The organism is Acinetobacter sp. GWC1_38_13 (assembly GCF_001767535.1).
Lineage (GTDB): Bacteria > Pseudomonadota > Gammaproteobacteria > Pseudomonadales > Moraxellaceae > Acinetobacter > Acinetobacter junii.
Map to the genome: position 1 here is coordinate 1 of NZ_MELG01000089.1, position 25,388 is coordinate 25,388.

Genomic DNA, 25,388 nt, shown 5'->3' on the forward strand with positions numbered 1-25,388 from the left:
TATAGAATCGCGCCGCACCAAATACTGATTGTGATTTATGCCCCACATCTTCTAGAAGTTTCCAGCTATAAAAACCACCGACAACTGCACCCGCGATCGGTGTTAGTTTCCCAATCACTGAAGCTTGTGGAATATGATTTAACCACCCCCACTTAAATTGTCCATCAGCATCAACCAACCACTTCTTCAACAATTCAACATCATTATTAGAGCCTAATAACTGTTGGAAATGTTGCAAATCATGCGTGTCTAACATTGACTGTAAAGCTTTTAAAGCAAGTAATAATGTTTGTTTTTCTGCGACAAGACCTAAATCAATTTCTTTAAAAATAAAGGCCACGATATCTTGATCAAGCTCTTCAGATAAATCGAAACCATGAGAGCGACCAGTTTGGTAAATCGTGCGTAATACCAAAACGATCGAAGCAGGTATATCGATTGCAGCACCCCAAACTCCAGTAGCACCAGTGATTAATCCCTGAGCAGCTGCAAGTAATTTATTTTGCTCAATGAGTGCCTGACTTAAACGTTGCGAGCGCCCAGTATCCTGTGTCAACTCAGCAAGATCTTTAACTCCTGCTTCTTCGAGAATCTTTTCAGTCAAAGAACTATTTGAACTAAATTCATTCAACCATTGAAATAAATAATCTGAAACTTTTTCACCTAAATCAGGTGAAACAAAAGTCGCCACATTATTTACCTTCGTATAATGCTTACCTAGCAATTGATGTGACAATTTAGGAAGTTGTTGACGCAGCATCTGTTGAGGGCTTTCATATTTCTCCACTTCAAATGGACTTTTGAAACGCGCATTTCCTTCAACAATATTAGATGAATTGGAAAGTTTCGCACCAGATGTTATCGGGGCAACTTGGAGTTTTTGCAATTCAGAGCTGAGCTTTTTAGCCACTCCAAATGCTTGAGCAAATAAACCTGAAGTTTGCTTATTTTTAGAATTTGTCATCAAGTACCTCTATTCTTTAATCTGTGCATTTCTAGGTAAATACTAGGTTGAATACAGATTTATCTCAACTTGAATCTGTATAATTTCATTAGCTTTCACCTTATGTCGTTCTAAACTTACTAATCTTTACATAACTGAAAATAGACATAATATTTGCCATAAGAAATAAAAAACCTTTCTGCTATCATGGTGTCATTCACTCATGAGCCAATTTGATCGTTATTTTTTCCTGATTTTAACTATAGCGATGTTGTACAAGGCTTAGTATTACCATAAAAGGGAACTGTAAATGAAACGTGTTGTAATCACTGGTATGGGCATCAACTCATGTATCGGTAACTCTTTGGAAGAGGTTACTCATTCTCTAAAAAATGGAATCTCTGGGACACGTTTTAACCCAACTTATGCTGAACTTAATTTCAAAAGTCATGTGAGCGCAGCAGCTGTTCAAGATTTTGATGGCATTGATCGTAAATTGAAACGCTTCATGGGCGTGTGTGCGATGTATGCTTACAATGCCGCTATTGCAGCCGTTGAACATGCAGGTCTCAAACAAGAAGACCTAGCTAACAACCCAAGATACGGTATTGCTGGTGGTAGTGGCGGTAACTCAACTGCTTCTGTTGCAGAGATGGTTAAATTACTGGAAGAAAAAGGTGCACGTAAAATTGGACCTTTCTTTGTTCCACGCAACATGAGTAATACGATTACTGCAAACGTTGGTGTTGCATTAAAACTACAAGGTATTGCTCACTCTATTACTAGTGCATGTGCAACTTCTGCTGATGCAATTGGTTATGCTTACAACCTGATTCAATTAGGTAAACAAGATTTAATGCTTGCTGGTGGTGGTGAAGAAGATCACTGGTCTCAAAGCTTACTTTTTGATGCTATGGGTGCATTGTGTTCTAAATATAACGATACACCAGAAACAGCATCTCGCCCTTATTCAGCTGACCGTGACGGTTTCGTGATCGCGGGTGGTGGTGGCTTTGTGGTTCTTGAATCACTTGAGCATGCTCAAGCACGCGGTGCGAACATTTTGGCAGAAGTAGTCGCTTATGCTGCCAACAGTGACGGTGCAGATATGGTTGCTCCATCTGGGGAAGGTGCTACGCGTTGTATCCTCATGGCACTTGATGAAGCAAAACAACATGGCATTGAACAAATCGATTATGTCAATACTCACGGGACTTCAACACCTGCAGGTGACGTAACCGAATTAAAAGCAATGGAACGTGCTTTTGGCGAAGGTAATGTACCTGCACTAAGCTCAACCAAATCAATGACTGGCCACAGTTTGGGTGCAGCAGGTGTACAGGAAGCAATCTACTCTGTACTAATGATGCAAAATGACTTCATCGCACCGAACATCAACGTTACAGAACTAGATGAAGGCGCGAAAGGTTTCGATATTGTACTTGAAAAACGTGATGCAAAACTGAATACTGTCATGAGTAACAGTTTTGGCTTTGGCGGTGTTAACGCTTGCCTTATTTTCAAGAAGTGGGATGCATAATCCCACATAGGATTATCGATGGATGCACCTTCTGATGCTTTCTTGTGGGTAAAAGCATTACATATTATTGCTGTGGTGTGTTGGTTCGCTGCGTTGTTCTATCTACCACGGCTTTATGTTTATCATGCGATGAGTGAGGATGCTGTAAGTCATCAACGCTTTGAAGTAATGGAACGTAAGTTATATCGTGGCATCATGTGGCCATCAATGATTGCCACGCTTGTGACTGCCCATTTCCTTGTGGATTGGGGTGATGCCACTCGCCATTATCATGAAGCCTTATGGTTTTATCTTAAAGTGGCTTTAGTCGGACTCCTAGTCATTTACCATCTTGTATGTGGCTATTACCGAAAGAAACTCATCGGGAATGCACATTATAAATCTCATAAGTTTTGGCGCTTCTTTAATGAAATGCCAACAGTGATTTTATTTGCAGTTGTCATTCTCGTTGTTGTAAAGCCTCAGTTTTAACTGGGGCTTTTCTTATTTGAATTGAGGTCATATTTTTAATCAAATACAATTATAGAACTCAAATGAACAACCTTCTAAAGCATCGTATTGAATGGTTAAGATCTCGACTGATCTCTGAACTGATTTCCTTTCTCAACATACAAGAATTTGAGTATCGTGGCTTAACTAATGATGAAATTTCGATTGCTCAATCTGTATTTGGTGAACTCATTCATTATTCAGAAGTAAAAATTTTCAATATCCCCTATCTACCTTGGCAACCTGAAAACATATTTATAGCGCCAAATGGCAACCTGTACGTTCATCAAAAATATTTTAGTAAAGATTACTCAAAATGTTCAATCGGATTGCAAAGTCTCTTCATTCATGAACTTGCACATATTCTGCAGTTTCAGCAAAACACAAATGTGATTGTAAAAGGCGCAATATTGCAACTTGGTTATTATCTAAGTTTTAAACAATACAACCCTTACCGGTATCAATTTATAGTTGGAAAGAAATTCAATGAATATAACATTGAACAGCAAGGTGACATCGCACGTGATATTTTTCTAAAAAAAGTTCCAAATATTATTCTTCAGAAATAAAAAAAGCCCTGTTGTTTATTTACAGGGCTTTTCAGCTTGAAACATCATTAGCAATTCTATGCTGCTGTGTTTTTACTGCTCTCTGAGCTAAGTTCATGACTATCATCCATTTCAGTCGTAAAATCTACACGCATCGCATCTTTAACAATTGTACCGATACGTCCCACACCAATTGCCAATCCAAAAGCAATTACTGGATATAAGATTGTTGGAATCACCATAACTTATTACCTCTCATCAAAAGTTTAATTAATCAAACTTACTCTGACTCTTGTACTTGCTCTTGGAACATTAAAGTACCAATACGACCAACTACAACAGCTAAACCAAACGCAATTACTGGAAAAAATACAACTGACATAATCATTACCTCTCTTAACAGACCATTATTTATAAAACTATTTATTTATCATCTTGGTTTAACAAGATAGTTCCCACACGACCTACTGCGATAGCAGAACAAGACGCAACAACTAAAACTAAAAGTACTGACATTTCTATTTCCTCTTTTTATATGCGAAATGCATATTTTTACTGTTACATCTAGTGTACAGATGTTCACATTAATTAGGATAATAGCAGTGCACATTTGTACACTCAAGTGTAGCAAAAGGATTCCCGACGAACGGTCAAAAAAGACTCAATTCAATAAAATTATGTTTTTGATAGATTTAAATTTTACGAAAACTCTAATTTTTTGTATTTTTTTATCCCAATACCGAAATAATCGAAAAAAGAGTGTTTCTATTCATGTCATTGAACTGTCATTTCGGTATGCGAAAGTGACACGAAAAAAAAGAATAAATGACAATGCTAAGTTTATTCATAGTCATGCACCATCACTACGCAACCATTTAAAAATGTTGCTCTTTAAAACAGAAAAACTTGTTATTTTTACGCAGAAAAATGTGCAATTAGTATATATTAGACACCTTGTCATTTTTCTTTAAGATATAGAATGTTTGGCGCTATGATATACAACGTTCTTTAAAATTATACTTACACAAATCAAGAACTTGTATATCAACACATGTTAAGACTCAGGATTAAGTTTGAATGAAAAATTTTAAAATTGCCCTTGCCCAGTTCTCTCCGCATATTGGCAATATTGACGCAAATACTCAAAAGATGGTTGAGCAAGCAAATTTAGCAAAACAGCAGCAAGCCGATTTAATCATCTTTCCAGAATTATCAACAATCGGATATCCAGCTGAAGATTTATTGATTCGACCTAATTTAAGCAAACGCACTCAGAAAGCATTTGCACAATTAAGTGAAGTCAAAGATATCGTCATGGTATTTGGTTTTGTTCATCAAACCGAAGATGGCTACCGCTATAACTCAGCAGCCGTGATGAAAGATGGACAAGTTTTAGGGATTTATAATAAGCATAACTTGCCAAATTATGGTGTTTTTGATGAAAAACGCTACTTCCAAGAAGGTCATCAGCATCTAATTTTTGAATATTTAGGTCATAAATTTGGTGTACTTATTTGTGAAGATGTTTGGTCACTGAATACTGTTAAGCAATTAAGCCAGCTCAATGTAGAAACAGCATTGGTTCTTAATGCTTCACCTTACGAAGTAGGTAAACCGCAACATCGTATCCAAACTTTAAATGAGTTAGCTAAACAGTTAAATCTCAATCTAGTTTATGTTAACCAAGTAGGTGGTCAAGATGATCTAATTTTTGATGGTTCAAGTTTTGTAACCAACAAAAATGGAGAAATCGCACTACAAGCTCAAAGTTTCCAAGAATCAATTTATTTTGTTGAATATGATGCAGAGCAAAAAGAATTCAAAAAAACTGAATCAGCTCCTGCACTTGAAACCTTTGCTGAAATTTATCAAGCACTCGTAATGGCAACTCGTGATTACGTTCAACGTTCAGGCTTCCCAGGTGTCATTTTAGGTTTATCTGGTGGTATTGATTCTGCATTAACACTTGCGATCGCAGTGGATGCGATCGGGGCAGATAAAGTTCAAGCAGTGATGATGCCATATACATACACGTCACAAATGAGTGTGGAAGATGCGACCGAGCAAGCTCGTCGTATGGGCGTAACTTTTGGTATTGCTGAGATCCACCCTATTGTAAATAGCTTTATGCAAACGCTTTATCCATTCTTTGGAAACACACCAGCTGATGCAACCGAAGAAAACTTACAAGCACGTACTCGCGGTACGCTATTGATGGGCTTATCTAATAAGTTTGGTAATCTCGTATTATCGACTGGTAACAAATCTGAAATATCAGTTGGTTACTGCACCCTTTATGGCGATATGGTTGGCGGTTTTTCTGTATTGAAAGATGTCTACAAAACCATTGTATTTGAATTAGCAAAATATCGTAATACTTTAAGTGAAACCCCTGTAATTCCAGAGCGCGTGATCAGCCGACCTCCTTCTGCCGAGTTACGCCCTGATCAAACCGACCAAGACTCTTTACCAGCTTACGATGTGCTTGATGCGATACTTTATGCATACATCGAAGAAGATCAAAGCCAAGCAGATATTATTGCGAGAGGATTTGATGCTGAAGTGGTAGAAAAAGTGATTCGATTGGTTGATCGCAACGAATACAAACGTCGTCAAGGTGCAATCGGACCACGCATCAGCTCACGTGCTTTTAGCCGTGAACGACGCTACCCTATCGTCAACGGATGGACAACGAATGACTGAAAAAATTGTTTCTGAAAAGTCACAATTACTTGCTCAAGCACTTATGCTTGAGCAAGTGGCCTTTTATAAAAACCAACTCACTACTCAACTCTCACCCGAGTTTTTCCAACAGTTTATTCAGCTTTTTTTACAACATGCTCCGAATATAAAACTGAAAGAAGTTGTAGAGCTTGATCAAATTCAAGCTGTAGTTAAACGCTATGCTTTTGAAATGCAATTAGGTGCTGGACTATTAGAATTCATTGGAGAAATTGCCCAGCGTCTTCATGTTTTTTCCTTGCAATCCTCAGCACAACTCCAAGATGTATTCTCAGATCATCAATTTGAAATGTGGCTATCTAAAATCTTAGAATTAGATAATATTCGACAATATTTGAATAAATTTCTAAAAGAAAGCCCATCCATTGAGCAACTCTGCTTATATATAGCAACCTCTACACTACACAATAAATTACCCAAACTATTTGCTACAGCTGATGAAGAAAAATCTCAAGATAGTAAATATGAATGGCAGCAGAAATTAAAAACTTTTTCCTATCGCCAACAACAACGTATTGAGCAAAAAATAGAAGAAAGTATTGCACGCTTTATTCAAGAACAACTTGTTGATTTGAGTCTATTATCAAATGATGATCTAGAAAGTTTGGCACGCAATATATGGGACGATAATAAATCTAAACCACTCTCTGAATACACTAAGCAAGTCACTCCTCTAGATGTAGAAGAGTTCTTTGTGATGATCTATGAGTATTGGAAAGAATTACGCCAGTCTTCATTTTTACAAGATCTGATTCTCTATGGCGTTAAAGTTTTCTATGATTTTTATAAAGATGAAAGTCTACAAGATGTTTTCACAGCTATTGGCTTAGAAGAAAGCGATCTACGCAATGAGGCAGTTCGTTTTTATCCAAAAGTGGTTAAAGCCTTAGATGAACATAATGTGTTAGAACCCATTATTCACATGGTTTTAAAACCTTTCTACGACAACCCTCAGACCCTACAAGTTATCGAAAAACATCTCTAATCTAGCTCAAGTCAGCGCTGAGTAGAAAAAAACTATAGATAAAAAGAAACCACGCAGGAGCGTGGTTTTTAAAATGGTGGCTATGACGAGACTTGAACTTGTGACCCCCGCATTATGAGTGCGGTGCTCTAACCAACTGAGCTACATAGCCGTAAACTGTGTGCGCATTATCTAGTGTTCCGCTTAAACGGTCAAGTCTATGACGTTGAAAATATGGAACATATGAACAGTTTTTATTCTTTTAAATCACATTTGATCATTTTTCGGCAATTTCATAAAAATATAAAGACTTAACTAAACTGTAAAATTAGTTTGTTAAAAAGGTATTTGAAAAATTATAAAAACTATAGACAAAAAGAGACCACGCAGGAGCGTGGTCTATAAAATGGTGGCTATGACGAGACTTGAACTTGTGACCCCCGCATTATGAGTGCGGTGCTCTAACCAACTGAGCTACATAGCCGAAAACTGTGGGCGCATTATCTTAACTTTCGCTACACACGTCAAGCACAATTTTCAAAAAAACTTAGAAGTGGGCCTATAAGCCGGGTTCTGTCGAGGACGATCATTCCTCTAGGCGTACAATCACTCATACGCTCAAGCGACCTACCCGAATCCAGTACGGGCCGTACCTCAGGATTCCTATTTGGTCTTGCTTCTGGTGGGGTTTACCTTGCCGTGAACTGTTACCAGACACGCGGTGCGCTCTTACCGCACCCTTTCACCCTTACCTCACGAATGAGGCGGTCTACTCTCTGCTGCACTTGCCGTCGGCTTTCGCCGCCCAGGCGTTACCTGGCACCCTGCCCTATGAAGCCCGGACTTTCCTCCCCTGCTTCAGTCACGGAGACCTCCACAGCAGCGACCGTCCAGCCCACTTCGAGGCGCATATTATCAAAGTTCAAAGTTAATTGCTTGTATTTTTTTGCGCTGTCAATTTTTTATATTTTTCCATCAGTTGGTCTTGTGACTCAACATGATTGGGATCAAGAGGAATACAATCAACTGGACAAAATAGTTGGCACTGCGGTTTGTCATGATGACCCACGCACTCAGTACAAAGCGCAGGATCAATCTCATAGATTGATTCCCCCATATAAATTGCTTCATTGGGACATACAGGCTCACAGACATCACAATTGATGCATTCATCTGTTATATATAAAGACACGCTACCAACCTTGTTGATGTTTACGCTCAAATGCCTGAACGACGACAGCAGGCACGAACTTGGTTACATCACCCTTTAAACGAGCGATTTCACGAACTAATGTCGATGAAATAAATGAGTATTGCTCTGAAGGCGTTAGAAATACAGACTCAAAATGAGGATCAAGCTGACGATTCATATTGGCTAATTGGAATTCATATTCAAAGTCAGAAATCGCTCTTAGACCACGAAGTACAGCTGTAGCACGTTGTTCACGGAAAAAATTAACCAACAAGCCATCAAATCCTACAAACTCAACATTGGTTAAATGACTTAATGATGCTTTGGCTAACTCAACACGCTCTTCTAAACTAAACACAGGATTTTTATGATGACCAATTGCAATTGCAACAACAACTTCATCAAACATTTTTGATGCTCTTGCAACTAAATCAACATGTCCATTGGTAATTGGATCAAAGGTCCCTGGATAAATCACACGTGTTTTAGACATGCGTTGTACTCTAAGTGAATGAGATAAGGCATGTATTTTAACAAAAGTTCGCAATAAACGCGAAATTCCTAAACAATGGAAAAAGGTTACGTTTTACGGCACAATAGATGCAATTGTGGAAGTTTGAATTATGGCGCAAGCAACAGTTGTAAAAAATAATAAGTGTATATGTTCTTTATAATTCTTTACAGTTCTTTTTATTTTCATAAATACCTGAATTAAAATAATAAGTGTTCTTTTTAGTTCCATATAGTACGTTTTAATTCTCGTTAAAAACGGGTAATAATACGGGTAACGAATCAAGTAAGTTCCTGTAATGGCTGTTGTTAAACTATCTGACGTTAAAATAAAGACTTTAAAACCAAAAGATAAGGTTTATCGAATATTAGACTCTGATCGTCTATATATAGAAGTGCGCCCCACTGGTGCAAAAGTATGGCGATTTAAATTCGTTTTTAATGGTAAAGAGTCATCTATGAGTTTAGGTGAATACCCTTCTATTAGCTTGGCTGAAGCACGAGCACTTAAAGACGAAATGAGAGCAAAGCTTGCAAAAGGAATTCATCCTGTTGAAGATCGAAAAAATATCAAAGCACAAGCCCTAGCAGAAACAACCAACACTTTTGATGCGATAGCAGCTGAGTTTAAAATTAAGCGAATGTCATCAAAGTCGGAAATCTATCAAGAAAAGTTTGAGACTGCTTTAAAAAAGGATATCTCCCCTGTTATTGGGAATAAGAACGTAAATGACGTAACTTCGGCTGACGTTCTTAAGATATTAAACAACACTGTAGATCGCATCGTTAAAGAATCAAATGGTAGGTTTACTGGGGCTTCTGCAGCACTTGAAAATAGAAGATTTCTTGGCGCAGTTATAAGATATGCTATTGCGACCTTAAGGGCTGATAATGATCCTACGTATGCGGTACGAGATGTAATTAAGCGACCACGTGTAAATCACGCTAGAGCACTCACAAAAGAAGAAAGGTATAAAGCTAGAACAAGCCTGCCTAAATATAATGGTACTCAAACAGTAAAAAATGCTGGCTTTATTCTTTTATACACAATGCTTCGCGCTGTAGAAATTAGAAAGATGCAATGGTCATGGGTTGATTTTGAATCCCGAATAATCACTTTCCCAGTCGAAGTGATGAAGAAAGCTAGAATTCATGTGCTGCCTATATCTGATCAAGTATTTGAAGTATTAAAGCAACAACGTGAAATATCAGGTGATGGTGATTTGGTATTTCCAGCAATCTATAGCAAGAAAAATAACGGGATGTTGGCTAAAGAAACTTTAAACAGCATGCTTGAATATATAGGATTAAAGGGTGTAACCACTCATGATTTTAGAGCTACCGCTTCAACCTTGTTATATGAAAAAGGATACGAGGAAGCGTGGGTAGAAAGGCAATTGGCACATGCTGAATCAAATAGAACTAAAGCTTCTTATGATCACTCTAAACATCTAAAACCTAGAAGAAAAATGATGCAAGACTGGGCTGATATCGTCGATAGTTGGGGTAAGCAATGAGACCGTACTACATAAAAAAGAACGGACTTTACTTGCACGTACAAACGACTGAGCATGAAGAATATCAAGACTCGTCTGATATAAATGCTATGTACACAATGCAGTATGTTTTTAAGAAAGAAAAAGACGGGGCAAAGACTTTCTATGATTCTGCTGAAGCGAGCACTTATATAACAAAGAGAAGATTAAAGGGTGTGGAGGTAGTGAGGGATTGATGCTTGCTAATGTTGCACACACTGCAAGCAAACACTGATATTGACGTTTGTTTTAATTGAGTGAGCTGTGCAGCTTGATAGAAGCAAGCACAGCACTGTAACGATTGAAGTAATGAAAGAGCGTTTGCAATACTTCTTAATTATCTTCTGCTGCATAGATTAGATTCTCCGCAACTCGATTAGTCCAACCTTTGCCATATGTGGACCACGTGCTTAATGATGTATAAAACTTCAAGCGTTCAGCTGTTAGCTTTAATAAAACATCGTTCACATCCATGGCTTTTACCGCTGCAATTGTTTTTGGACCAATCAAGCCATCCGCAGGAACGCCAGCAACTTGCTGAAGCTCTTTGATTGCTCGTGACTTGCCAGCATTAACGGCAAAGTCCCAAAGCTGAAATACGATTGATGGATGCAAGCTATCTGCACCTAACTTATCCCACCAATCTTTTTTATAAATCGCTTTGGCTTGCTCAAGGGTTAGATTCTTAATATCTAGGTTTGGATAGGTGTTTGCAGCAATACCAAACTTTGTGCCTTTTAATACACCTACTCCAACCTTGCCACCAGTCCAATTACCTGGATCACGCTTGTCATTTGAATATCCAGCTTCGTGACCTATCAAGCGATTAAATGCTTTTTCAAAGTTCATGATTCACCACCCTTGCCACTAATAATCGCAACAAATGCGGATTTAATTTCCACGATAACTTCTGAAACTGTTTTACCTTTCAATAATGCAATTGATTGGTAAGCAATACCGATAAAAAGTAATCCAAACACTGCAAACATCAGCATGATGAAGCCTTGGAACATTGTGGATGTAGTTAAATAGCCGTAATGCTCTATAAATGCTGACCCACCGTACAAACTTACTGTGACGCTACAAACAAACTTTGTAATAACCCCTAATGAAACTTGAATTTTACCGTTTGTATCAATATCACCACTGAGAACAAGTGCAAGAATTGCCCCGATCACGGCTGGAAAGATTTTTAAGACCCATGGAATTGTGTTTTCTTGCATGATTTCACCCAATTTTTGACATTAAAAAAACCTGATCTAATTAAAGATCAGGGTTAGATGTGCATTAAACAACTGCACCAGTCGCATCAACCCATGCTGTCCCAGTCCACCATATCGGTTTCCCTTCTGCTGCTAGTGTTGTATCAAAGAACTGTACGCCTGCATCACTACTTGTTAATCCAGTAGGTCTGTTCGCTGTTGTATCTTTCTTTGTGTACCAGCCTGTAGCTGCCCATGTGCCAGGTGTTGCTGCTGTGCTTGCTGTTGCTGCTGTGCTTGCTGTTACGCAAGTCCATTCTGTCACTACTGAATTTGTTGTGTTTGGGTTTGTTCGCAGCACTTTGTCGCCATTTGACCAATCACCAGTCGTAGGTATAGCAGCAGCACGAATCATTTTACGAACAACGTTTGTACTTGATGCTTGTAATATATCACCGTGCCTAATTTCACCTGTTCCTGCATCAAGACGGATGCTCTCTGTTGATGTGCCGTCACCCTTATAAAGCGTTAAATGTCGCTTACCAGTCGTGTTTGTATTTAAAAACATGCGGAAACTTGTATTTGAGCTTCCACTGTTTAGATCGGGATCGTAGTCTAAATTTGTACTTGCTGTTAAGTATGTTGATTTGAATTTAGCACCGCCGAAACGCAAGTCTCCTGTAGTTGCTGATGATTCAAAGCGAGTATCTAGTACAGTACCAACTTTACTAGCGTCTTGAACATTAACTGTAGTTGTTGTTGCATATGTTGTATTTATACGCTGTGTGTTTGTGCCAAGCGATGTTATATTAAACCCAATTGGCGCGCTTTCCATGTGCGTACCGATAAACACATTATTCGCAGCATCTACATAGACGTGACAGTCTGTATTTTCTTCAAAGTCTGTACCTATTATCAGGTTTCCTGAACTTGATGATGTGAACTCAGCACCTCGATATGAACCTCCTGCTTTACCACCGAAAATCTGATTCGCATTTGCTCCGCGAACAAATTTAAATGCAGCACCTCCTGTACCTGATGCAAAAGCACGCGGAATGTTAAGCTTATTGAAATAGCATTGTTTTGAAGTATCTGAGTCAAATAGAAATGCACCGCCATTCGCCGATGAACAATTAGCAGCGCACTGATCAACATTTGCGTAAGATGTGTTGTATAAACTTAATCCAGATTCACCAAAGTTTTTGGCATTAAAGTAAATACCGATTGGATTAAAACCATACGTTGTTGCTGTTGGTGTTTTTGGCTCTGCGACAGATGTTGCATTCGCTGTTAGCTGGATTTCAGTACCAAGACCGAGGACATCAACACCCCCACACCCAATCCATTTTTGCCCGTTGTAAAACTTAAGTGGTCTATCTATTACATAGCAATTTACAGCCGTTTGATTAAATAGAATTGAGCCTCCCGCGCCAACATGGTCGATAGCTGCTTGACACGCAACCCAGTCGATAGAGTCTGTTAGTGCTGTTGCATGAGGGTAGACCGCCTGAATCGCTGTTAAATTACTAAACTTCCCACTAGTAACCCACTCTTGGATTGTATGTAGAGTACCATCACCAATCGCGCCAAAATCTTTGACACTGATACGCTCACTGTTTTTAGTTTTTTGCGCTGTATTAATCTCCTGTTGCGTTTTACCGCTTTCATCAACAACAAAAGAAGCGTCCCAGCCTTTATCAACTGCAATTTGGGAAAGACGCTGCATTAAATAATTGTAGTACTCATCCAACTGGTCTAAAGCCACACCTTGTTTTCTGATTTCTTCTAATAAGTAAGCACGCAACTCGTCATCTCTATCATCAACATAATTTTTAAGATCATCGATTCGATTACTTAAAATCCAGTCTGCAACACCTAATTCCTGAAGCTTCCACCAGATCCAGTCAAAATCCTTATTCACGGCTGGAGGACGGAATGAGTTGTTGTAGGACTGGTAATCTGTAGTGCGACTAAATGGTGTATTTCGTTGAATAGTAATCTTTTTACCATTCTCAGGCGCAGTATTAAAAACCACAGCGCCATTGCTTAATGACCACGCACCCACAACTGGCTCTACATCATCCACCAATACAATTAAATGATCCTGATTATCACAATCAAATTCCAATGCAAAGCTTGTGGTGATGCCATTTGAAGTATATTCAATGTATGGCGTTTGTTCTTGGACAGCCATAAAACCCCCTAATTCTCAAAGTCTAAAGTGGCTTCATGCACACCACCATTTGTTCTCCAATTAGGCGATTCTTCATAGTCTGTTGTGTTGTGTGTTTTACCTACTCGTTCAGGTACTTCTACAATTGCTAAGGCTAGTGAGTCGAGAAAATCATCAGGTTGATCAGTAATAGCTGGATTCCACTCACGCATCTGTTTGACCTGAATTGAATCCTCGTGATTTTCATCTTCAAGCACTGATAAATGTGCCCATAAAAGACCTGAAACTAAAGGTCCTTCAATACCGCTCAGAATCCTCTTATTTTTAGATATGCTTGAATGTTCTTCTGATACGCCACATCGTATTCCCCTTGTTTTTAAAGCAGCCTTGAGAGCAGCAGGCGCAAAATTCCCTATGCCATTGGTCTCTACTGTAACTCTTGGTAAATGAAATTCTTTGATGATGTCGCATAGCTGCCATGCTTGACCACCAACGACATGCCCGTTTTCGTCTGTTTCAATCACTTCACCAGTTAAAGCAATTGATCTGTGCCAATATTTATTTCCTAGATCATCGTGAAACACTAAGGCTGTAGATGATTTATCAGATTTGGTTTTACCTGATGATGGGTCCCAACGGAAAGTAGCACCCACGATTCGGCGCTCACCAAGCATTAGAATAAATTCTCGATTTGCTCGTTTTAATACTGGCTCACAATCATAAGCATGCATTTTGTCAGGGTCTAAACGCACATCGCCAATCGGTTTTGCGTGCATTTGATACTGAGAATCCCATTCATTCAGGGTTTGGCATTTTTCACGTCTTTTCGCCATTTCTTTGGCTGTGAATCTTTCGGGCCATATTCCCTCTGAGTAGAAATCAATTAAATAATGTTCTTCATTAATTTTGACTTCCCAGTATTCACCTTTTTGAACACAAGAATATCCAACACCTTTTTTTAGATACTTTGACCCTTTCCCAATTCCAGTAAACGCATGTATAGGCTCGAAATCTAAAAGTACAATTTGCCCAACTTTACTGTTCTCGATACGCTTTTCATGCTCGAACATTTTTAAGATCAAACACTTTACATCACTCAATTTTTTGATTTGTTCATACAATGAGTCGTATGTGTGCGGTGTACCGATCCAAAGCTCACGTGCTCCTGGTATTGCAATATGTGTTTGCTCACTTAATTTCTGTGGTAGCTTTTCTCTTGCTTCAGGCGTTCCAGTTGTCTTTGGTGTTTCTACGTCATCATTTTGGATGAAGTGAGCACGATGCCCTGTTACCCCTGAAAGAATGCCTTTAGCCAACATCGTCCCATAACGAACATCATCTGTTCCTTTGACAAACCAACGTTCAACCTCACCCTTTTTAATCTTCACATCTTCGTTGTTGATTGTTAGAGGGTGTCTAGCCAATACGTCCCTTGTTCCGCTACTACACTTATAAGCATCCGAATCTGTTGTCCCTTGGTGCAGTATTTGAGTTTCAGGATAGCAATAGATCACCCACGCATTAAACACGTCCAAAATCGTAGATTTAGAATGTCCACGTGGCATCATGAGCAATGCCACACATCCCACGATCAAATAAAATGCTTCTAGGAACTCACAAACACGCACGTGAAAGTCGGGTACTTTCCACCTTTGCACTTCTGCCCAAAGCAAGAAGAACGCAAGAAAGCTAATTTTCGGCTTATTCATTAGCTCACCCGTTGTTTGATCTTAGCTGCTTCTTCTTCTGCTTTCTTGATTAGATTTTCTTCATGCTTGCGTTGAGTATCTTCATTTGCGCTTGTTGGTGGCAATACCCCTCTACGGTACGCTAGTACCTGTTCAACCTTTGTGATAGCAGATGCACATTGATTTAAGCCTTTATAAAGCCAAACTTTATCTCCACGTTCTTCAGGCGTTTCAAAACCACACTCACTAGCAGCATAAGCAATTTTAATTAAGTCATCTGTCATCGTTTCTGTGAGTTCTTCTAACTCTTTAATCTGATCATCACGCATAAAAAAGCCCTCGCATATAGTGCATATATACAAGGGCTTCGAGTGTGGTGTGTTGGGTGTTATAAATTGAAAGGATATTGTTAATCGCAAAAATATTGCATATATTAAAAACTTAACAATTTATACTTATATGAGTTAAAAAATGAAAGCAATTATCTTAACAATCATGATGACTATGCCTGTGTTTAGTTTTGCAGGAAACTGCGACCATAGCTGGCAAAATGATAAAAATGGAAATTCTTGTGGTGATCGTGCGGCAGATCGTCGTGATGGTGGTCGTTAAATAAGAGGGCTTTTGCCCTCTTTCTATTTGATCATATTTCTTATTGTACCACCCTCTCAAAATCAGGCGATTGTACATCGTTAAGGTCATCACCCCACCAACGTGTTCGCCCTTGTTCTCGCTCTGCTTTTCTTAAAAGCTTTTCTCTGTATCCTGGTGCAACAATATCTTGTAGCTCATCAAATACTAAACGGTTTGTAGCTGCTTTGGTATACCACAAGTTTTGTGCAGGGATTTTACTCTTTGCTAGTTTAAAGGCTTCATTCGCTGCATTGGTATCTTTACCCTCATAGTATTGAGTAAGATTGCCAACTGTTAAACCTAGTACGGCTTTAGCATCCGAACCAAATGGACCAACTAAGAAATCAGAAGTACTACGTCCACTTGTATCAGTTCCAGCTACTAGAATATCCCCAAGAATTGATAAACCTCCTCCCTGAACTGCTGATCGAGTTAAAAAGTTCATCGTCTTTTGTGGGTCTTCGCTATCCCACATCGTTTGTGGATCGTTACCATTCGCTAGTTCTTTCAGTTGCACAACCAAAGCACCCAACAATGTAGTCATTGCAAAGATAGATGCACCATAAGCTGCTTTTGAAGTTCCCTTTTCCATTGATAATGCTCGACTACCATGTCGCATAAGAAATGCTGCTGGAAAGGACTTGAACTGAAGCATAGATTTAAATATTTCCCCCGTAACAGTCCCTTTGCGTTGACCAGCACTCATAAAAGTACGCTCTCGCAATCCAGCCTCTACAACCGCCATGCCTTGTTCATCTAGCAAATGCGCTTGGAACTGAGTGGCGATTTCATCTTTTACTTGTTTAGGATCACCAAAGGCTGTTAGCTTGTCATCTGGAATCTCATAAATAGAACGTGCTGACATAAGTTGATTGCCTTTGCGGTCAATCACTGGATCGGCTAAACGCATTACTTCCCATGCCCGCTCGCTCAAGCCTGTTTTTTCTAGTAATTCACGGTCAATTTCGCCTAAATCTTGCCATGACTTCGTTCGACTCAAACGCCCATATTTCTCCATAAGCATTTTGGTAAAACCAACTTTAGATGCTGCTGTTAATGCATTAAGTCCTGAAATACGCATAACTTGCGAAGCAATTCCGCTCGAAACTCTAGCTAATGTTTGTGATTTTCCATGAACTGAAGTTAGACCATCATCTGACCATCGAGCAATTGAACCTAGCATTTCCTCGGTAGCTAAACCTAAGCTATGTGCAAGCTCCCGATCTTCTTTGTTTTTAGGATTTAACTGGGTAAGCAATTCGCCAAAGGTTTTACGGTATGCAATATTGTGGATGGATGCTGTTTTAGCAATCATAGCCTGATCTGTAACGCTTGCCAGCGTTGTACCACCAAGCATAGACGCAACATTCATAGACCGATAAGCAAGCCCTAAATTGGCTAATACTTCTGATTGTGGTGTATTTTGCCCCATAAACTCATCAAACATAACTTGAGCACGTTTAATGGTTTTGTTTTCATTACTTGATATTAGACCTTTTTCACGATCTTTCTTATCAGCTGCATCCATCAAAATACGCATGGCATTTTTTGGGTTGCTACCTAAATTCTCTACAAGTGCAATATCTTTAGATAAGCCATTTATATGAGCTTCAACTAGATCAACAAATGGTAACCCACCAAAATCAGCTTGATATTCCAACCATGCTTCAGCATCTTTGAAATGAAGTACACGACTTTCACTGTGACGACTGGTAACTTTTGAATTTCCACCGAAACTTTGACGACCTATTTCTGTCTTGTTAGCGCCATTGGTAGACAGTGTATCGAACGAATATTCCAATAGTTCTCGAATTTCTTGTTGTGAATAATAAGTACCATCTTCATGCACGTATTTTGATGTATCAATTAAACGTTCTGCTTGATCAACCCAAGCTTGTTTCCCTGCTTTCACGATCTTTTCTAAGCTATGTGCCTGTGGTAATCCCCAATCATCTAGCTTTCCAATGTCACCGCCTGAGCGATTAAAGCGTTCACGCATGGTTTCAAACACTTCCCCCATTTTATCTGAGATGCTTTTAGCAGTTGCATCACCAGTGCTTTCACCAAATCGTTCACGAACAATTTTATTTACCAGTTCTTTATCTGTGAAAACGCCTAGTCCACCTTTTACGGACGTATAGAACTCAGTTAAATCACCTCGATAGAGTGAAGCAATTGCACGTGATTTTGAATCTAAAGATTGGATTCCTGACATATCGCCATGCGGAGCGACTAAACGATCTACAACTTCACTTGCTGGTAAAGTCGGATGATCTAGTAAAGCAAGGTTTTTGCTTTGCGTGAGAATGTCTAAAGCTGCAATTTTATGTTTTCTTTTTAATTGGTCTTGAATGTCCTGAGCTACAAACTTGCCTGCTTCGGTGAGCTTGTCTGTATCAGAAAGATTTCTCCAATTTTGAATATCTTTTTTCGCCAAAGCCTTCATTGCATCTTTGATACGGTTTTCAATATCTGTGGCTTCTTGTTGGCTAAGTGTCGCCTTGCCTAATGCTTTTGCTACGGCTTGTTTGCATTGCTCTTTCATAAAAAATGCCCAAATAGTTTTAGGCTATCTGAGCATAGTTAAAGGTGCGATTTGTTGGGTGTGTTTATCCTAAGATAAGGGCAATAAATAAGAATGGAGCGGATAAGCACAAGCCAACTAAAAAATCAGTCAACTTTCCATCTCCTGAAAATTTACTAATCACTGGCAATATCACGACGATTGCTACTGTTGCCCAAATCAAGATGGAGAACCAAATCATAATAGTGCCTATCTTTCTAAATACAGTTCTACAATATCAAAAACTATGCTTTACCAATGGCTTGCTTGTTTTAATATTTCTTTTGTATCCCAATCAACATGCTGTCCACACCAATCACAAATATAAGCATTGGTATGCATAAGACTAGGTTTTCTAAAATCAGTTTTGTACAGTTGATGTTCAAAAGGTATATGTTTTTTCTTAATTATAGAGTAATAAGAAACAAAATTATGAGGGCAAGACCCTTTATATCGTCCATCATTTTTTACTTCTGCATCTGTGGCAAGTCGAACGTCTGAACTACCAAAATAAGCCGTGACTTTTTCTCTGCGAGCCTCTATTTCCCATTCTGCTACAGCAGTAACTGTAAAAACACGTTTTTCAGTGCTACTAAAAATAGAAACTATTTTTTTTCCTAATAACTCATTTCGCATTTTGATACCTCTATCAAAAACCTGAAAATGGGTGCGGAAAGCATTCAGGTTAAATGCCTTTCAGTGATCAGCCTATCCGCTTAAATATTATACCATTACCCAAACTGCAAAGCGCAACTAATAGCGGTTTGAGCTGCTAAAGTGTCCTCTTGAGCTTGACGTGCTTCTGCTTCTAATTCATCTAATCGTTGGCTCAAGGTCATGGTAATTTCTTCTATGTTGCCTTCAGGATCAACACGGCTCACAGAAATTAATTGATCAGGATTTTGCATGATGATATCTAAAGCTGCTGATTCTTCTGGACCATCACCAAACAAACTACCTTGTCTTGGATCGCCCATGGATTCAATGCGATCAATTTCTTGCTGAATGTTGTCAGTAATGCCTTTTGCACTTCGCTTATTAGTCTCAAAAACATTAAGAAATGCTTTAGCGCCATCACTTAAACCATCATCAATAAGCTGACCTTGATTTAAATAATCATCTACTCGCAAGCCATTTGCTTTTAAGTCGCTAAGCTTCTGTGCTGCTTGTGACAGGTCTTTTGCAATTGAGTTGCTATGTCTACCACCTTGACGCACTAAGTCATCTAATTGCGCCAATTGAGGGGCAACACGGAGTAAAGCATTAAGAACAGATTTACTATCATCATCCAAGTTTTCAGATAGACGCGCTAAAAGATTCGAATCACCATAAGCCCGTTGAACCAAAGCTGACTCAATTCTTCGTTTCCCCTCTTGAGATAAACGCCCATCACCAGTGATAACAGTTGCTCGCTCTGATTGTGGCAATTGATTCACAAAGCCTTTAACAAAATCCATGCTTTGATCAAGGTTAATATTCCCATCGGAGTTGATTTTTAAAAGTGATGAATCAGGTAAACGATCTACATCAGATTTTGCTCGTTCCGTTGCACTTAATTGTGCTACATCACTTTCATTTGCAAGTTTTGCGAATGATGGACGATCAACTTCTGTGAGCCTTGTGCGAACAAGAACTGGATTATTAAATCCTGAAACATCCCATCCACGACTATTTGCATAATCACTCACAAACTGACGATAGGCTTCTGCTCTACCATCTGAATAAGCTTTACCGATTGCCAATGTACGACCATTGCCCGATTCAACAACATTATCCATTCCAATAATTGGCGCGCCATCTGATAACTTATAGCTTTCACCAAGTAATTCAGGTTTTAAATCATCAGCCATACGTTCAATTTGTTGGCGTGACGCTTCACGTGTACGGTCACGTGGTTGTAGCTCTGCTGGATAATTGGGATTTACTCCATAGAGAGCATCATTTGAAGTGATTAGATCATTCAGATCACGTATTTCATAAGAGAAGTCATAGCTTGAACCATCCATTCCAAAGGCAGTGCTATTGCTTTCACCGCCATATCTTGAACTGACTGTATTCCATTTTTTGCGCCACTTATCTATGGCTTGAGCTACTGTCATTCCAGTCATGCCATTGTTGTTGACAATATCAGCTGCATTTTTCTTATCATACTGACTTACAACATCAATAAGCTTGGCGTTTGGATCAGCTTTTAAAACATGTACTGCACCCGATGGACCTAACAAATGACCTAAATATTGCTCATGCGCAACTGGTGAACGTCCAATATTCTTTGCGATGTAGTTATTCGCCTGCTTGATATGTTTTAAGCCAATTCGGATTTGTTCATCAACATTAAATCGGTCACCACCGCCTAAGTTTTTCCATGTTTTGTCTAGGACTTGGAATAAGCCTTGAGCAGTAGAATTAGGGTTTTTAGCTGTATGGCTAAAATTACTTTCCATTTGAGATATGGTTAATGCAACACCTGGATCAACTCCCTCTTGTGATGCACGTCTTGCAATAGATTTAGCATTATATGGCAAAGCACTTGCTTCAATATCTAAAGGCTTGCGTTTTTCCTCACCCTTAACCACGTTTGGCACGTTTACAGGTCGACCAACTTTAAGTTGTTGAGTGGCATTATCCAAGTTAATAAGATGATTGTTTTGCTGGATTAAATCCTTTGGCATTACAGGTGCAGTTGCATCCTCAAGCTGCATTCGATTTACTTCAAGAACACTTTGCACCTGAGTTGCTTTAGCATCTACATCGGCATTTAAATTATTTAATTCAGCATCAATTTGTTTGCCTACATAATTTGAATATCCACGACTAGCACCGAATAAAAGAGCATTCAATGCAAGGTCAGTCGCAACACTTTGATAGGTGACTTCGTATTCTTTGCCCTGTTTCTCAAATCCAGCAGAATCTAGTATTTCTCCACTTAGCGCTTGTCCACCAGTCGACAAAGCAGTTGAGCCACCTACCGACAAAGCAGCATCTTTTAAAGCGCCAGCGGTTCCTTTGAAGCCATAGGATAAAGGCAATGCTGTAGCTACTGTTGCCACAGCACCATCCACAGCAGCGACTTTTAAAGCTGTCTCGCTATCAACACCTTTTGCAGTTAAATCTTTATATTTGTAATTGGTTTCAGAAGCACCAGTTACGGCAGATGCCCCAACTACACCACCGAATAAACCACCCGTTACAGCACGTGTAGCATAATCTCCTAGTGCATAACCAACTTGACCAACGACCCCTGTATTTTCTTTATCTTCTAAAGCATTAATGCCTTCTAAAACCAAGCTGTCACGTGCTTTTTCTTTCTTATCCTTGTACTCAGAATAAGGCTCGATAAATTCATTGGTAGATACATCTTTTAAACTGTACCCGACACGATCAACCACGGCATCAATTGGTGCAGTCAGAGTATCTGCGACCTTTGCAAATCCAGCAGCAGCACCACGAATGGGAGCAGAAACTGCACCATCAAACAAACCAACTTCTTTTTGCTTGGTTGGTTTACCTGTAATGCCTTGTTTTTGTAGCTGCTCTACAGATTGTTGTTCATCATCTGCAAACGTATCAAACCAAGTCATTTTTTCACCCCATTCATTTTGATGCGCCAAATAGCACCATCAACGACAAGTGGCTGACCACGTTCATTGATCAGATCATATTGAATCTCACCTGTTGCGGATGGCTTTCCTTGACGTAAACGAAGCGATCTAAGTTCAGAATCACTTAATCCAGTTTGTTTAGCTATCGTGCTGTACCCTTGATCAAGACGATTTTCAAATGATTCATCGTTCATGCCATAAGGTTTTGCCACTTTCCAATCTGAACCTTTTTCACCCAAATAGTTTTTGAAAGAATTAGGCTGTGTGTATACGCCACCAGTCGACATACCTAAGGCAGTTTTAAGAATCGCTTTATCAGGACTCGCATCTTTAGCAGTGTGACTAAATCCTCGTGCATTCATCGTATCTGCATAAACAGCTTTGAATACTTCATAAGCATTATTTGCATTAGTGCCTGTCAATGTTTGCCCAACATATTCATTGAATGCTAGTCGCAACTCATCTTCTTTAGGCATGATCAATTGCTTGTTTTTGAGTAGCTGAGTACCTGAGATAATTGATGTCGCAAGGTCACGCCCTTCTGTTGAACTATAACCATTTGCTTTAGCCACACCAGCCATGACGTAGTTCATATCGCCACCGCCTAGCTGACCTAAAGCAGCACTCCAAATTTTGGTACCATCCTTTACACCCTTACTTTCAGTAATCAAATTACCAATAAAATTCAATTTCCCATTTACATCCAACGAATCAAATGCTTTTTTGGCTTCAGGTAATTCTTCAGGTGAAATTGGCTTAATTGTGGCATTTGCATCCTTGTCACGTTGCGAAACTTGGTATGCGCCAATATCTATGACATTAGAAGCAAAGCCTTTTGGATCAGCTTTAAGTTGTAGCGGATTGAGTTCAGGAATATTGATTCCTTTTTCGCGTAACGCTTGGTTAGGATTCTCTTTAATGGTTTTAACTTTGTTTTGATAAATCGATTCATACACTGAAAGAATTTTGTTCTCAGTTGTAGGATCAGCCGAAGTTGTGTTTTTCATCTTCGCTTTTTGCTGATTGATACGCTTTAATTGTTCGCTTGTATCTAATTTTCCAAAGTCTTGAAAGTTTTGAGATTGATTATAATAAAAATCAAAATCAGCTTGGTATTCTGTACCACTGACCGCAGTTCGCACATCTTCAATATATTTAGGATCAAGAGCGCGACCAGTTAAAACGGACTGCTTAAAGGTATCAGTAACTTTACCAGCTTCATTCACTCGTTTTTGTTCTAAGACTTGTTGCTTTTGCTGCAAACTAGCCATCTTACTTGAGATAGATTTTTGATAGTTTTGAACTGTCTCACCATCAAGGTTTGGGTATTTCCCTTGCTCAAGTTCTCCACTTAGTGTTTGCAATCCAGCAATATCAGAATTTTCGACCGCACTTAACATGCGTCCATCCAAATCCATTTTGTCAGACGTAATTTCTAAGTTTCTGCGGTACTCAGTTTTTTGTGCTTCTGGAATATTTGCATTAGCTAGATATGGCTCTAGGTAAGCTTGGCGTTTGTCTCGCGGTAATCGTGTTGCTATGCCAAAAGCCTGATCAACGATCTGCAAGCCTTTTTGGGCATCACTACGTAATTGCAAAGGGAGAAAGTCTGCGCTTTGTCTGCCTACGGTGCTATCCACATGCGATTTAAAAGTGTGCATCGCGTGCATAGGCAAAGAGCTTGATAAATCTTTGAACTGCGTATCAGTCCAAGTCTTTAATTCTTCACTGGCTTGCTGTGAATTTTTAGTACCGTTTGCAACTTCATTACGCAGTAATGTTGTTTTTTCTGTGAATGAAGTCGTCAGAAAGTCATCTACTTTTAACTTGCCTTCTCGTTCAGCTAAATCATTGTTGTAGAGTTCCAATCGCTTGTTTAAAACGTCTTGTTCTGCTTGCCTGTCTTGGCGACCTTGTATCGCACCGCCAATGGCTTGACCTATTTCTGCCAAACCATTATTTGGCGTAAATGACTGCATTTGGGCTTGAGCATCAACACGCCCTCTTGAAACTGGAATACGCATTATTTCCACCCATAAGCTTGAGCAGCAGTATCAATAGCCTTGCTTGCTGCTTTCATACCATAGTTATTGCGAGTTACTTTGCCTTGTCGCAATACATCAGAAGCACTATAACCAGCCTGACTAATATTCATTGATGCGTTATATGCTGCATCACCTAAAATTTCATCTTCGATCAATGCTGGCACACCCACGTTTACATCCAAACCATTTTCGGCAGCCACAGCACGTGCGCTAGACGCATCTTTTCGCCCTTGATTTACGATTTTTTTAGATTGTTGTTTAGCTACTGATTTGATTGTTTTAGCATTACCTCTAGCTGTAGCTTCTGCCATCAATCCGTTTGCTAGATTCCCTACTGCTTCAAAACCTGAAGAGATTGCATTACCTCCGCACATAAGCTCATCCTCCAAAAAGTGTCTTTACTTTTATAATTCCCTGAACATTTTCAGAGTGATATTTCACAGCATCAAATGCTGGATCTCTTTTCTTTTTTTTGGAATCCACCTCTGTTTTTGAAGTTGATAATTTTGAATCAATTGGGAGTCTTTCAGCGCTAAGACCTGAAACAACTAAATGTCCACACATGATTAAACCTCCATCTCTAAAACATAACCACGCAGCTCAAAACCAAGACTTTCATAAAGGTTGACGACCTTTTCAGACTGAATGCCCGACATTGTGCCTAATTGAATACGATCAGCATTTTGCAACTTAGACCAACCAATGAACGCATCAATTAGGCTTTTTGCTGCATTAGAGCGACGATATTCAGGAAGTACATAAACACCTTGCTCAAATGCGATTTTGTGCCCTGTGCGCCAATCTGAGTTGATTGCGCCTATGACTGCACCTACTGGATTGCTGTATTCATCTGAAACTATGAAAATTGACCCATAACGACGAATCAGAAGCCCAAATACTTCTCGTGCTCCACTCTCGCTAAAGCCTTGCTTTGAAAAAATTGGTGATTCTTTGGTGAGACGCTTGCCGAAATCAACAAGCGTTTCGATATCCTTTAAAGTTGCTGCTCGGACGTGCAT

24 protein-coding genes, 2 tRNA genes and 1 other RNA gene are annotated in these 25,388 nt (G+C 39.3%); 7 read left to right on the plus strand and 20 right to left on the minus strand.

From position 1 onward, the window contains the following. Window positions 1-964 (minus strand): EcsC family protein (locus A2003_RS09230; protein ID WP_286687208.1); only part of this gene is annotated, 964 nt, incomplete at its 3' end. A 289-nt stretch (window positions 965-1,253) separates the two neighbouring features. Between A2003_RS09230 and A2003_RS09235 the strand changes: the two genes are divergently transcribed. The 3 genes from A2003_RS09235 (at window position 1,254) to A2003_RS09245 (ending at window position 3,541) form a co-directional block, all read left to right on the plus strand. After that, window positions 1,254-2,483: a beta-ketoacyl synthase N-terminal-like domain-containing protein gene (locus A2003_RS09235; protein WP_004952669.1), complete on the plus strand. Its 1,230-nt coding sequence runs from the start codon at window positions 1,254-1,256 to the stop codon at window positions 2,481-2,483. Window positions 2,484-2,501: 18 nt separating this feature from the next. Continuing rightward, window positions 2,502-2,954, plus strand: coding sequence for a CopD family protein (locus A2003_RS09240; RefSeq protein WP_004952667.1), 453 nt, complete (start codon window positions 2,502-2,504; stop codon window positions 2,952-2,954). A 62-nt stretch (window positions 2,955-3,016) separates the two neighbouring features. After that, window positions 3,017-3,541, plus strand: a complete 525-nt coding sequence (locus tag A2003_RS09245; RefSeq protein ID WP_286687209.1) for a hypothetical protein — start codon at window positions 3,017-3,019, stop codon at window positions 3,539-3,541. 56 nt (window positions 3,542-3,597) lie between these two features. Here the strand turns inward: A2003_RS09245 and A2003_RS09250 are convergent, their stop codons facing one another. Further along, complete coding sequence (locus tag A2003_RS09250; RefSeq protein WP_004913964.1) at window positions 3,598-3,762, minus strand: hypothetical protein; 165 nt, start codon at window positions 3,760-3,762, stop codon at window positions 3,598-3,600. Window positions 3,763-4,597: 835 nt separating this feature from the next. Between A2003_RS09250 and A2003_RS09255 the strand changes: the two genes are divergently transcribed. Next, on the plus strand, window positions 4,598-6,223 hold the full coding sequence (locus A2003_RS09255) for an NAD+ synthase (RefSeq protein WP_042892612.1): 1,626 nt from the start codon (window positions 4,598-4,600) through the stop codon (window positions 6,221-6,223). Then, the gene (locus A2003_RS09260) at window positions 6,216-7,247 is read left to right on the plus strand and encodes a hypothetical protein (protein ID WP_042892614.1); all 1,032 of its coding nucleotides are present in this window, start codon (window positions 6,216-6,218) and stop codon (window positions 7,245-7,247) included. Before A2003_RS09255 ends, A2003_RS09260 begins: the two co-directional genes overlap by 8 nt. A 74-nt stretch (window positions 7,248-7,321) precedes the next feature. Here A2003_RS09260 and A2003_RS09265 read toward each other — a convergent pair. The 5 genes from A2003_RS09265 to coaD all read right to left on the minus strand — a co-directional run bounded on the left by A2003_RS09265 (window position 7,322) and on the right by coaD (window position 8,911). Next, window positions 7,322-7,398 (minus strand) — tRNA-Met (locus A2003_RS09265). A 235-nt stretch (window positions 7,399-7,633) separates the two neighbouring features. Further along, window positions 7,634-7,710: transfer RNA gene (locus A2003_RS09270), tRNA-Met, on the minus strand. 62 nt (window positions 7,711-7,772) lie between these two features. Next, an RNA gene (gene rnpB / locus A2003_RS09275) (RNase P RNA component class A) lies at window positions 7,773-8,128 on the minus strand. A gap of 26 nt (window positions 8,129-8,154) precedes the next feature. After that, on the minus strand, window positions 8,155-8,418 hold the full coding sequence (locus tag A2003_RS09280) for a YfhL family 4Fe-4S dicluster ferredoxin (RefSeq protein WP_004913970.1): 264 nt from the start codon (window positions 8,416-8,418) through the stop codon (window positions 8,155-8,157). Between the two features lies 1 nt (window position 8,419). Then, on the minus strand, window positions 8,420-8,911 hold the full coding sequence (gene coaD, locus A2003_RS09285) for a pantetheine-phosphate adenylyltransferase (protein ID WP_004913971.1): 492 nt from the start codon (window positions 8,909-8,911) through the stop codon (window positions 8,420-8,422). Window positions 8,912-9,227: 316 nt separating this feature from the next. Between coaD and A2003_RS09290 the strand changes: the two genes are divergently transcribed. Beyond that, window positions 9,228-10,445 (plus strand): tyrosine-type recombinase/integrase, encoded by a 1,218-nt coding sequence (locus A2003_RS09290; RefSeq protein WP_286687210.1) that lies wholly within the window; start codon window positions 9,228-9,230, stop codon window positions 10,443-10,445. Window positions 10,446-10,796: 351 nt separating this feature from the next. On the opposite strand, the gene A2003_RS09300 is transcribed toward A2003_RS09290, so the two are convergent. The 5 genes from A2003_RS09300 to A2003_RS09320 form a co-directional block, all read right to left on the minus strand. Further along, on the minus strand, window positions 10,797-11,312 hold the full coding sequence (locus A2003_RS09300; protein ID WP_286687212.1) for a glycoside hydrolase family 108 protein: 516 nt from the start codon (window positions 11,310-11,312) through the stop codon (window positions 10,797-10,799). After that, complete coding sequence (locus tag A2003_RS09305) at window positions 11,309-11,686, minus strand: hypothetical protein (protein WP_286687213.1); 378 nt, start codon at window positions 11,684-11,686, stop codon at window positions 11,309-11,311. The genes A2003_RS09300 and A2003_RS09305 overlap by 4 nt, the downstream gene beginning before the upstream one ends. Window positions 11,687-11,750: 64 nt before the next feature. After that, on the minus strand, window positions 11,751-13,859 hold the full coding sequence (locus A2003_RS09310) for a hypothetical protein (protein WP_286687214.1): 2,109 nt from the start codon (window positions 13,857-13,859) through the stop codon (window positions 11,751-11,753). Between the two features lie 8 nt (window positions 13,860-13,867). Next, a complete protein-coding gene (gene terL, locus A2003_RS09315; RefSeq protein ID WP_286687215.1) occupies window positions 13,868-15,547 on the minus strand; it encodes a phage terminase large subunit in 1,680 nt (559 codons plus the stop codon). After that, a complete protein-coding gene (locus tag A2003_RS09320) occupies window positions 15,547-15,855 on the minus strand; it encodes a hypothetical protein (RefSeq protein WP_286687216.1) in 309 nt (102 codons plus the stop codon). Before A2003_RS09320 ends, terL begins: the two co-directional genes overlap by 1 nt. A 142-nt stretch (window positions 15,856-15,997) precedes the next feature. Between A2003_RS09320 and A2003_RS09325 the strand changes: the two genes are divergently transcribed. After that, complete coding sequence (locus A2003_RS09325) at window positions 15,998-16,138, plus strand: hypothetical protein (protein WP_286687217.1); 141 nt, start codon at window positions 15,998-16,000, stop codon at window positions 16,136-16,138. A gap of 40 nt (window positions 16,139-16,178) precedes the next feature. On the opposite strand, the gene A2003_RS09330 is transcribed toward A2003_RS09325, so the two are convergent. The 8 genes from A2003_RS09330 to A2003_RS09365 form a co-directional block, all read right to left on the minus strand. Then, a complete protein-coding gene (locus tag A2003_RS09330; protein WP_286687218.1) occupies window positions 16,179-18,704 on the minus strand; it encodes a hypothetical protein in 2,526 nt (841 codons plus the stop codon). 64 nt (window positions 18,705-18,768) lie between these two features. Further along, window positions 18,769-18,924 carry a hypothetical protein gene (locus A2003_RS09335; RefSeq protein WP_286687219.1) on the minus strand — a complete coding sequence of 52 codons (156 nt, stop codon included), beginning with the start codon at window positions 18,922-18,924 and terminating at the stop codon, window positions 18,769-18,771. Between the two features lie 50 nt (window positions 18,925-18,974). Further along, window positions 18,975-19,358 (minus strand): hypothetical protein, encoded by a 384-nt coding sequence (locus A2003_RS09340; protein ID WP_286687220.1) that lies wholly within the window; start codon window positions 19,356-19,358, stop codon window positions 18,975-18,977. Between the two features lie 95 nt (window positions 19,359-19,453). Further along, the gene (locus A2003_RS09345) at window positions 19,454-22,303 is read right to left on the minus strand and encodes a transglycosylase SLT domain-containing protein (RefSeq protein WP_286687221.1); all 2,850 of its coding nucleotides are present in this window, start codon (window positions 22,301-22,303) and stop codon (window positions 19,454-19,456) included. Next, a complete protein-coding gene (locus tag A2003_RS09350; protein WP_286687222.1) occupies window positions 22,300-24,348 on the minus strand; it encodes a methyl-coenzyme M reductase in 2,049 nt (682 codons plus the stop codon). Before A2003_RS09350 ends, A2003_RS09345 begins: the two co-directional genes overlap by 4 nt. Next, window positions 24,348-24,743, minus strand: a complete 396-nt coding sequence (locus A2003_RS09355; RefSeq protein WP_286687223.1) for a hypothetical protein — start codon at window positions 24,741-24,743, stop codon at window positions 24,348-24,350. The genes A2003_RS09350 and A2003_RS09355 overlap by 1 nt, the downstream gene beginning before the upstream one ends. Window positions 24,744-24,747: 4 nt before the next feature. Then, entirely contained in the window at window positions 24,748-24,933 is a 186-nt protein-coding gene (locus tag A2003_RS09360) for a hypothetical protein (RefSeq protein ID WP_286687224.1), read from the minus strand. A 2-nt stretch (window positions 24,934-24,935) separates the two neighbouring features. Next, window positions 24,936-25,388 carry a GNAT family N-acetyltransferase gene (locus A2003_RS09365; RefSeq protein ID WP_286687225.1) on the minus strand — a complete coding sequence of 151 codons (453 nt, stop codon included), beginning with the start codon at window positions 25,386-25,388 and terminating at the stop codon, window positions 24,936-24,938.

What these genes read in the sequence shown, in the direction of transcription:
- A2003_RS09365 (WP_286687225.1), bottom strand. Translation starts at nt 25,388, where the DNA reads ATGCACGTCCGAGCAGCAACTTTAAAGGATATCGAAACGCTTGTTGAT.
- A2003_RS09320 (WP_286687216.1), bottom strand. Translation starts at nt 15,855, where the DNA reads ATGCGTGATGATCAGATTAAAGAGTTAGAAGAACTCACAGAAACGATG.
- A2003_RS09335 (WP_286687219.1), bottom strand. Translation starts at nt 18,924, where the DNA reads ATGATTTGGTTCTCCATCTTGATTTGGGCAACAGTAGCAATCGTCGTG.
- coaD (WP_004913971.1), bottom strand. Translation starts at nt 8,911, where the DNA reads ATGTCTAAAACACGTGTGATTTATCCAGGGACCTTTGATCCAATTACC.
- A2003_RS09325 (WP_286687217.1), top strand. Translation starts at nt 15,998, where the DNA reads ATGAAAGCAATTATCTTAACAATCATGATGACTATGCCTGTGTTTAGT.
- A2003_RS09260 (WP_042892614.1), top strand. Translation starts at nt 6,216, where the DNA reads ATGACTGAAAAAATTGTTTCTGAAAAGTCACAATTACTTGCTCAAGCA.
- terL (WP_286687215.1), bottom strand. Translation starts at nt 15,547, where the DNA reads ATGAATAAGCCGAAAATTAGCTTTCTTGCGTTCTTCTTGCTTTGGGCA.
- A2003_RS09255 (WP_042892612.1), top strand. Translation starts at nt 4,598, where the DNA reads ATGAAAAATTTTAAAATTGCCCTTGCCCAGTTCTCTCCGCATATTGGC.
- A2003_RS09360 (WP_286687224.1), bottom strand. Translation starts at nt 24,933, where the DNA reads ATGTGTGGACATTTAGTTGTTTCAGGTCTTAGCGCTGAAAGACTCCCA.
- A2003_RS09250 (WP_004913964.1), bottom strand. Translation starts at nt 3,762, where the DNA reads ATGGTGATTCCAACAATCTTATATCCAGTAATTGCTTTTGGATTGGCA.
- A2003_RS09240 (WP_004952667.1), top strand. Translation starts at nt 2,502, where the DNA reads ATGGATGCACCTTCTGATGCTTTCTTGTGGGTAAAAGCATTACATATT.
- A2003_RS09305 (WP_286687213.1), bottom strand. Translation starts at nt 11,686, where the DNA reads ATGCAAGAAAACACAATTCCATGGGTCTTAAAAATCTTTCCAGCCGTG.
- A2003_RS09235 (WP_004952669.1), top strand. Translation starts at nt 1,254, where the DNA reads ATGAAACGTGTTGTAATCACTGGTATGGGCATCAACTCATGTATCGGT.
- A2003_RS09290 (WP_286687210.1), top strand. Translation starts at nt 9,228, where the DNA reads ATGGCTGTTGTTAAACTATCTGACGTTAAAATAAAGACTTTAAAACCA.
- A2003_RS09345 (WP_286687221.1), bottom strand. Translation starts at nt 22,303, where the DNA reads ATGACTTGGTTTGATACGTTTGCAGATGATGAACAACAATCTGTAGAG.
- A2003_RS09340 (WP_286687220.1), bottom strand. Translation starts at nt 19,358, where the DNA reads ATGCGAAATGAGTTATTAGGAAAAAAAATAGTTTCTATTTTTAGTAGC.
- A2003_RS09355 (WP_286687223.1), bottom strand. Translation starts at nt 24,743, where the DNA reads ATGTGCGGAGGTAATGCAATCTCTTCAGGTTTTGAAGCAGTAGGGAAT.
- A2003_RS09310 (WP_286687214.1), bottom strand. Translation starts at nt 13,859, where the DNA reads ATGGCTGTCCAAGAACAAACGCCATACATTGAATATACTTCAAATGGC.
- A2003_RS09245 (WP_286687209.1), top strand. Translation starts at nt 3,017, where the DNA reads ATGAACAACCTTCTAAAGCATCGTATTGAATGGTTAAGATCTCGACTG.
- A2003_RS09350 (WP_286687222.1), bottom strand. Translation starts at nt 24,348, where the DNA reads ATGCGTATTCCAGTTTCAAGAGGGCGTGTTGATGCTCAAGCCCAAATG.
- A2003_RS09330 (WP_286687218.1), bottom strand. Translation starts at nt 18,704, where the DNA reads ATGAAAGAGCAATGCAAACAAGCCGTAGCAAAAGCATTAGGCAAGGCG.
- A2003_RS09300 (WP_286687212.1), bottom strand. Translation starts at nt 11,312, where the DNA reads ATGAACTTTGAAAAAGCATTTAATCGCTTGATAGGTCACGAAGCTGGA.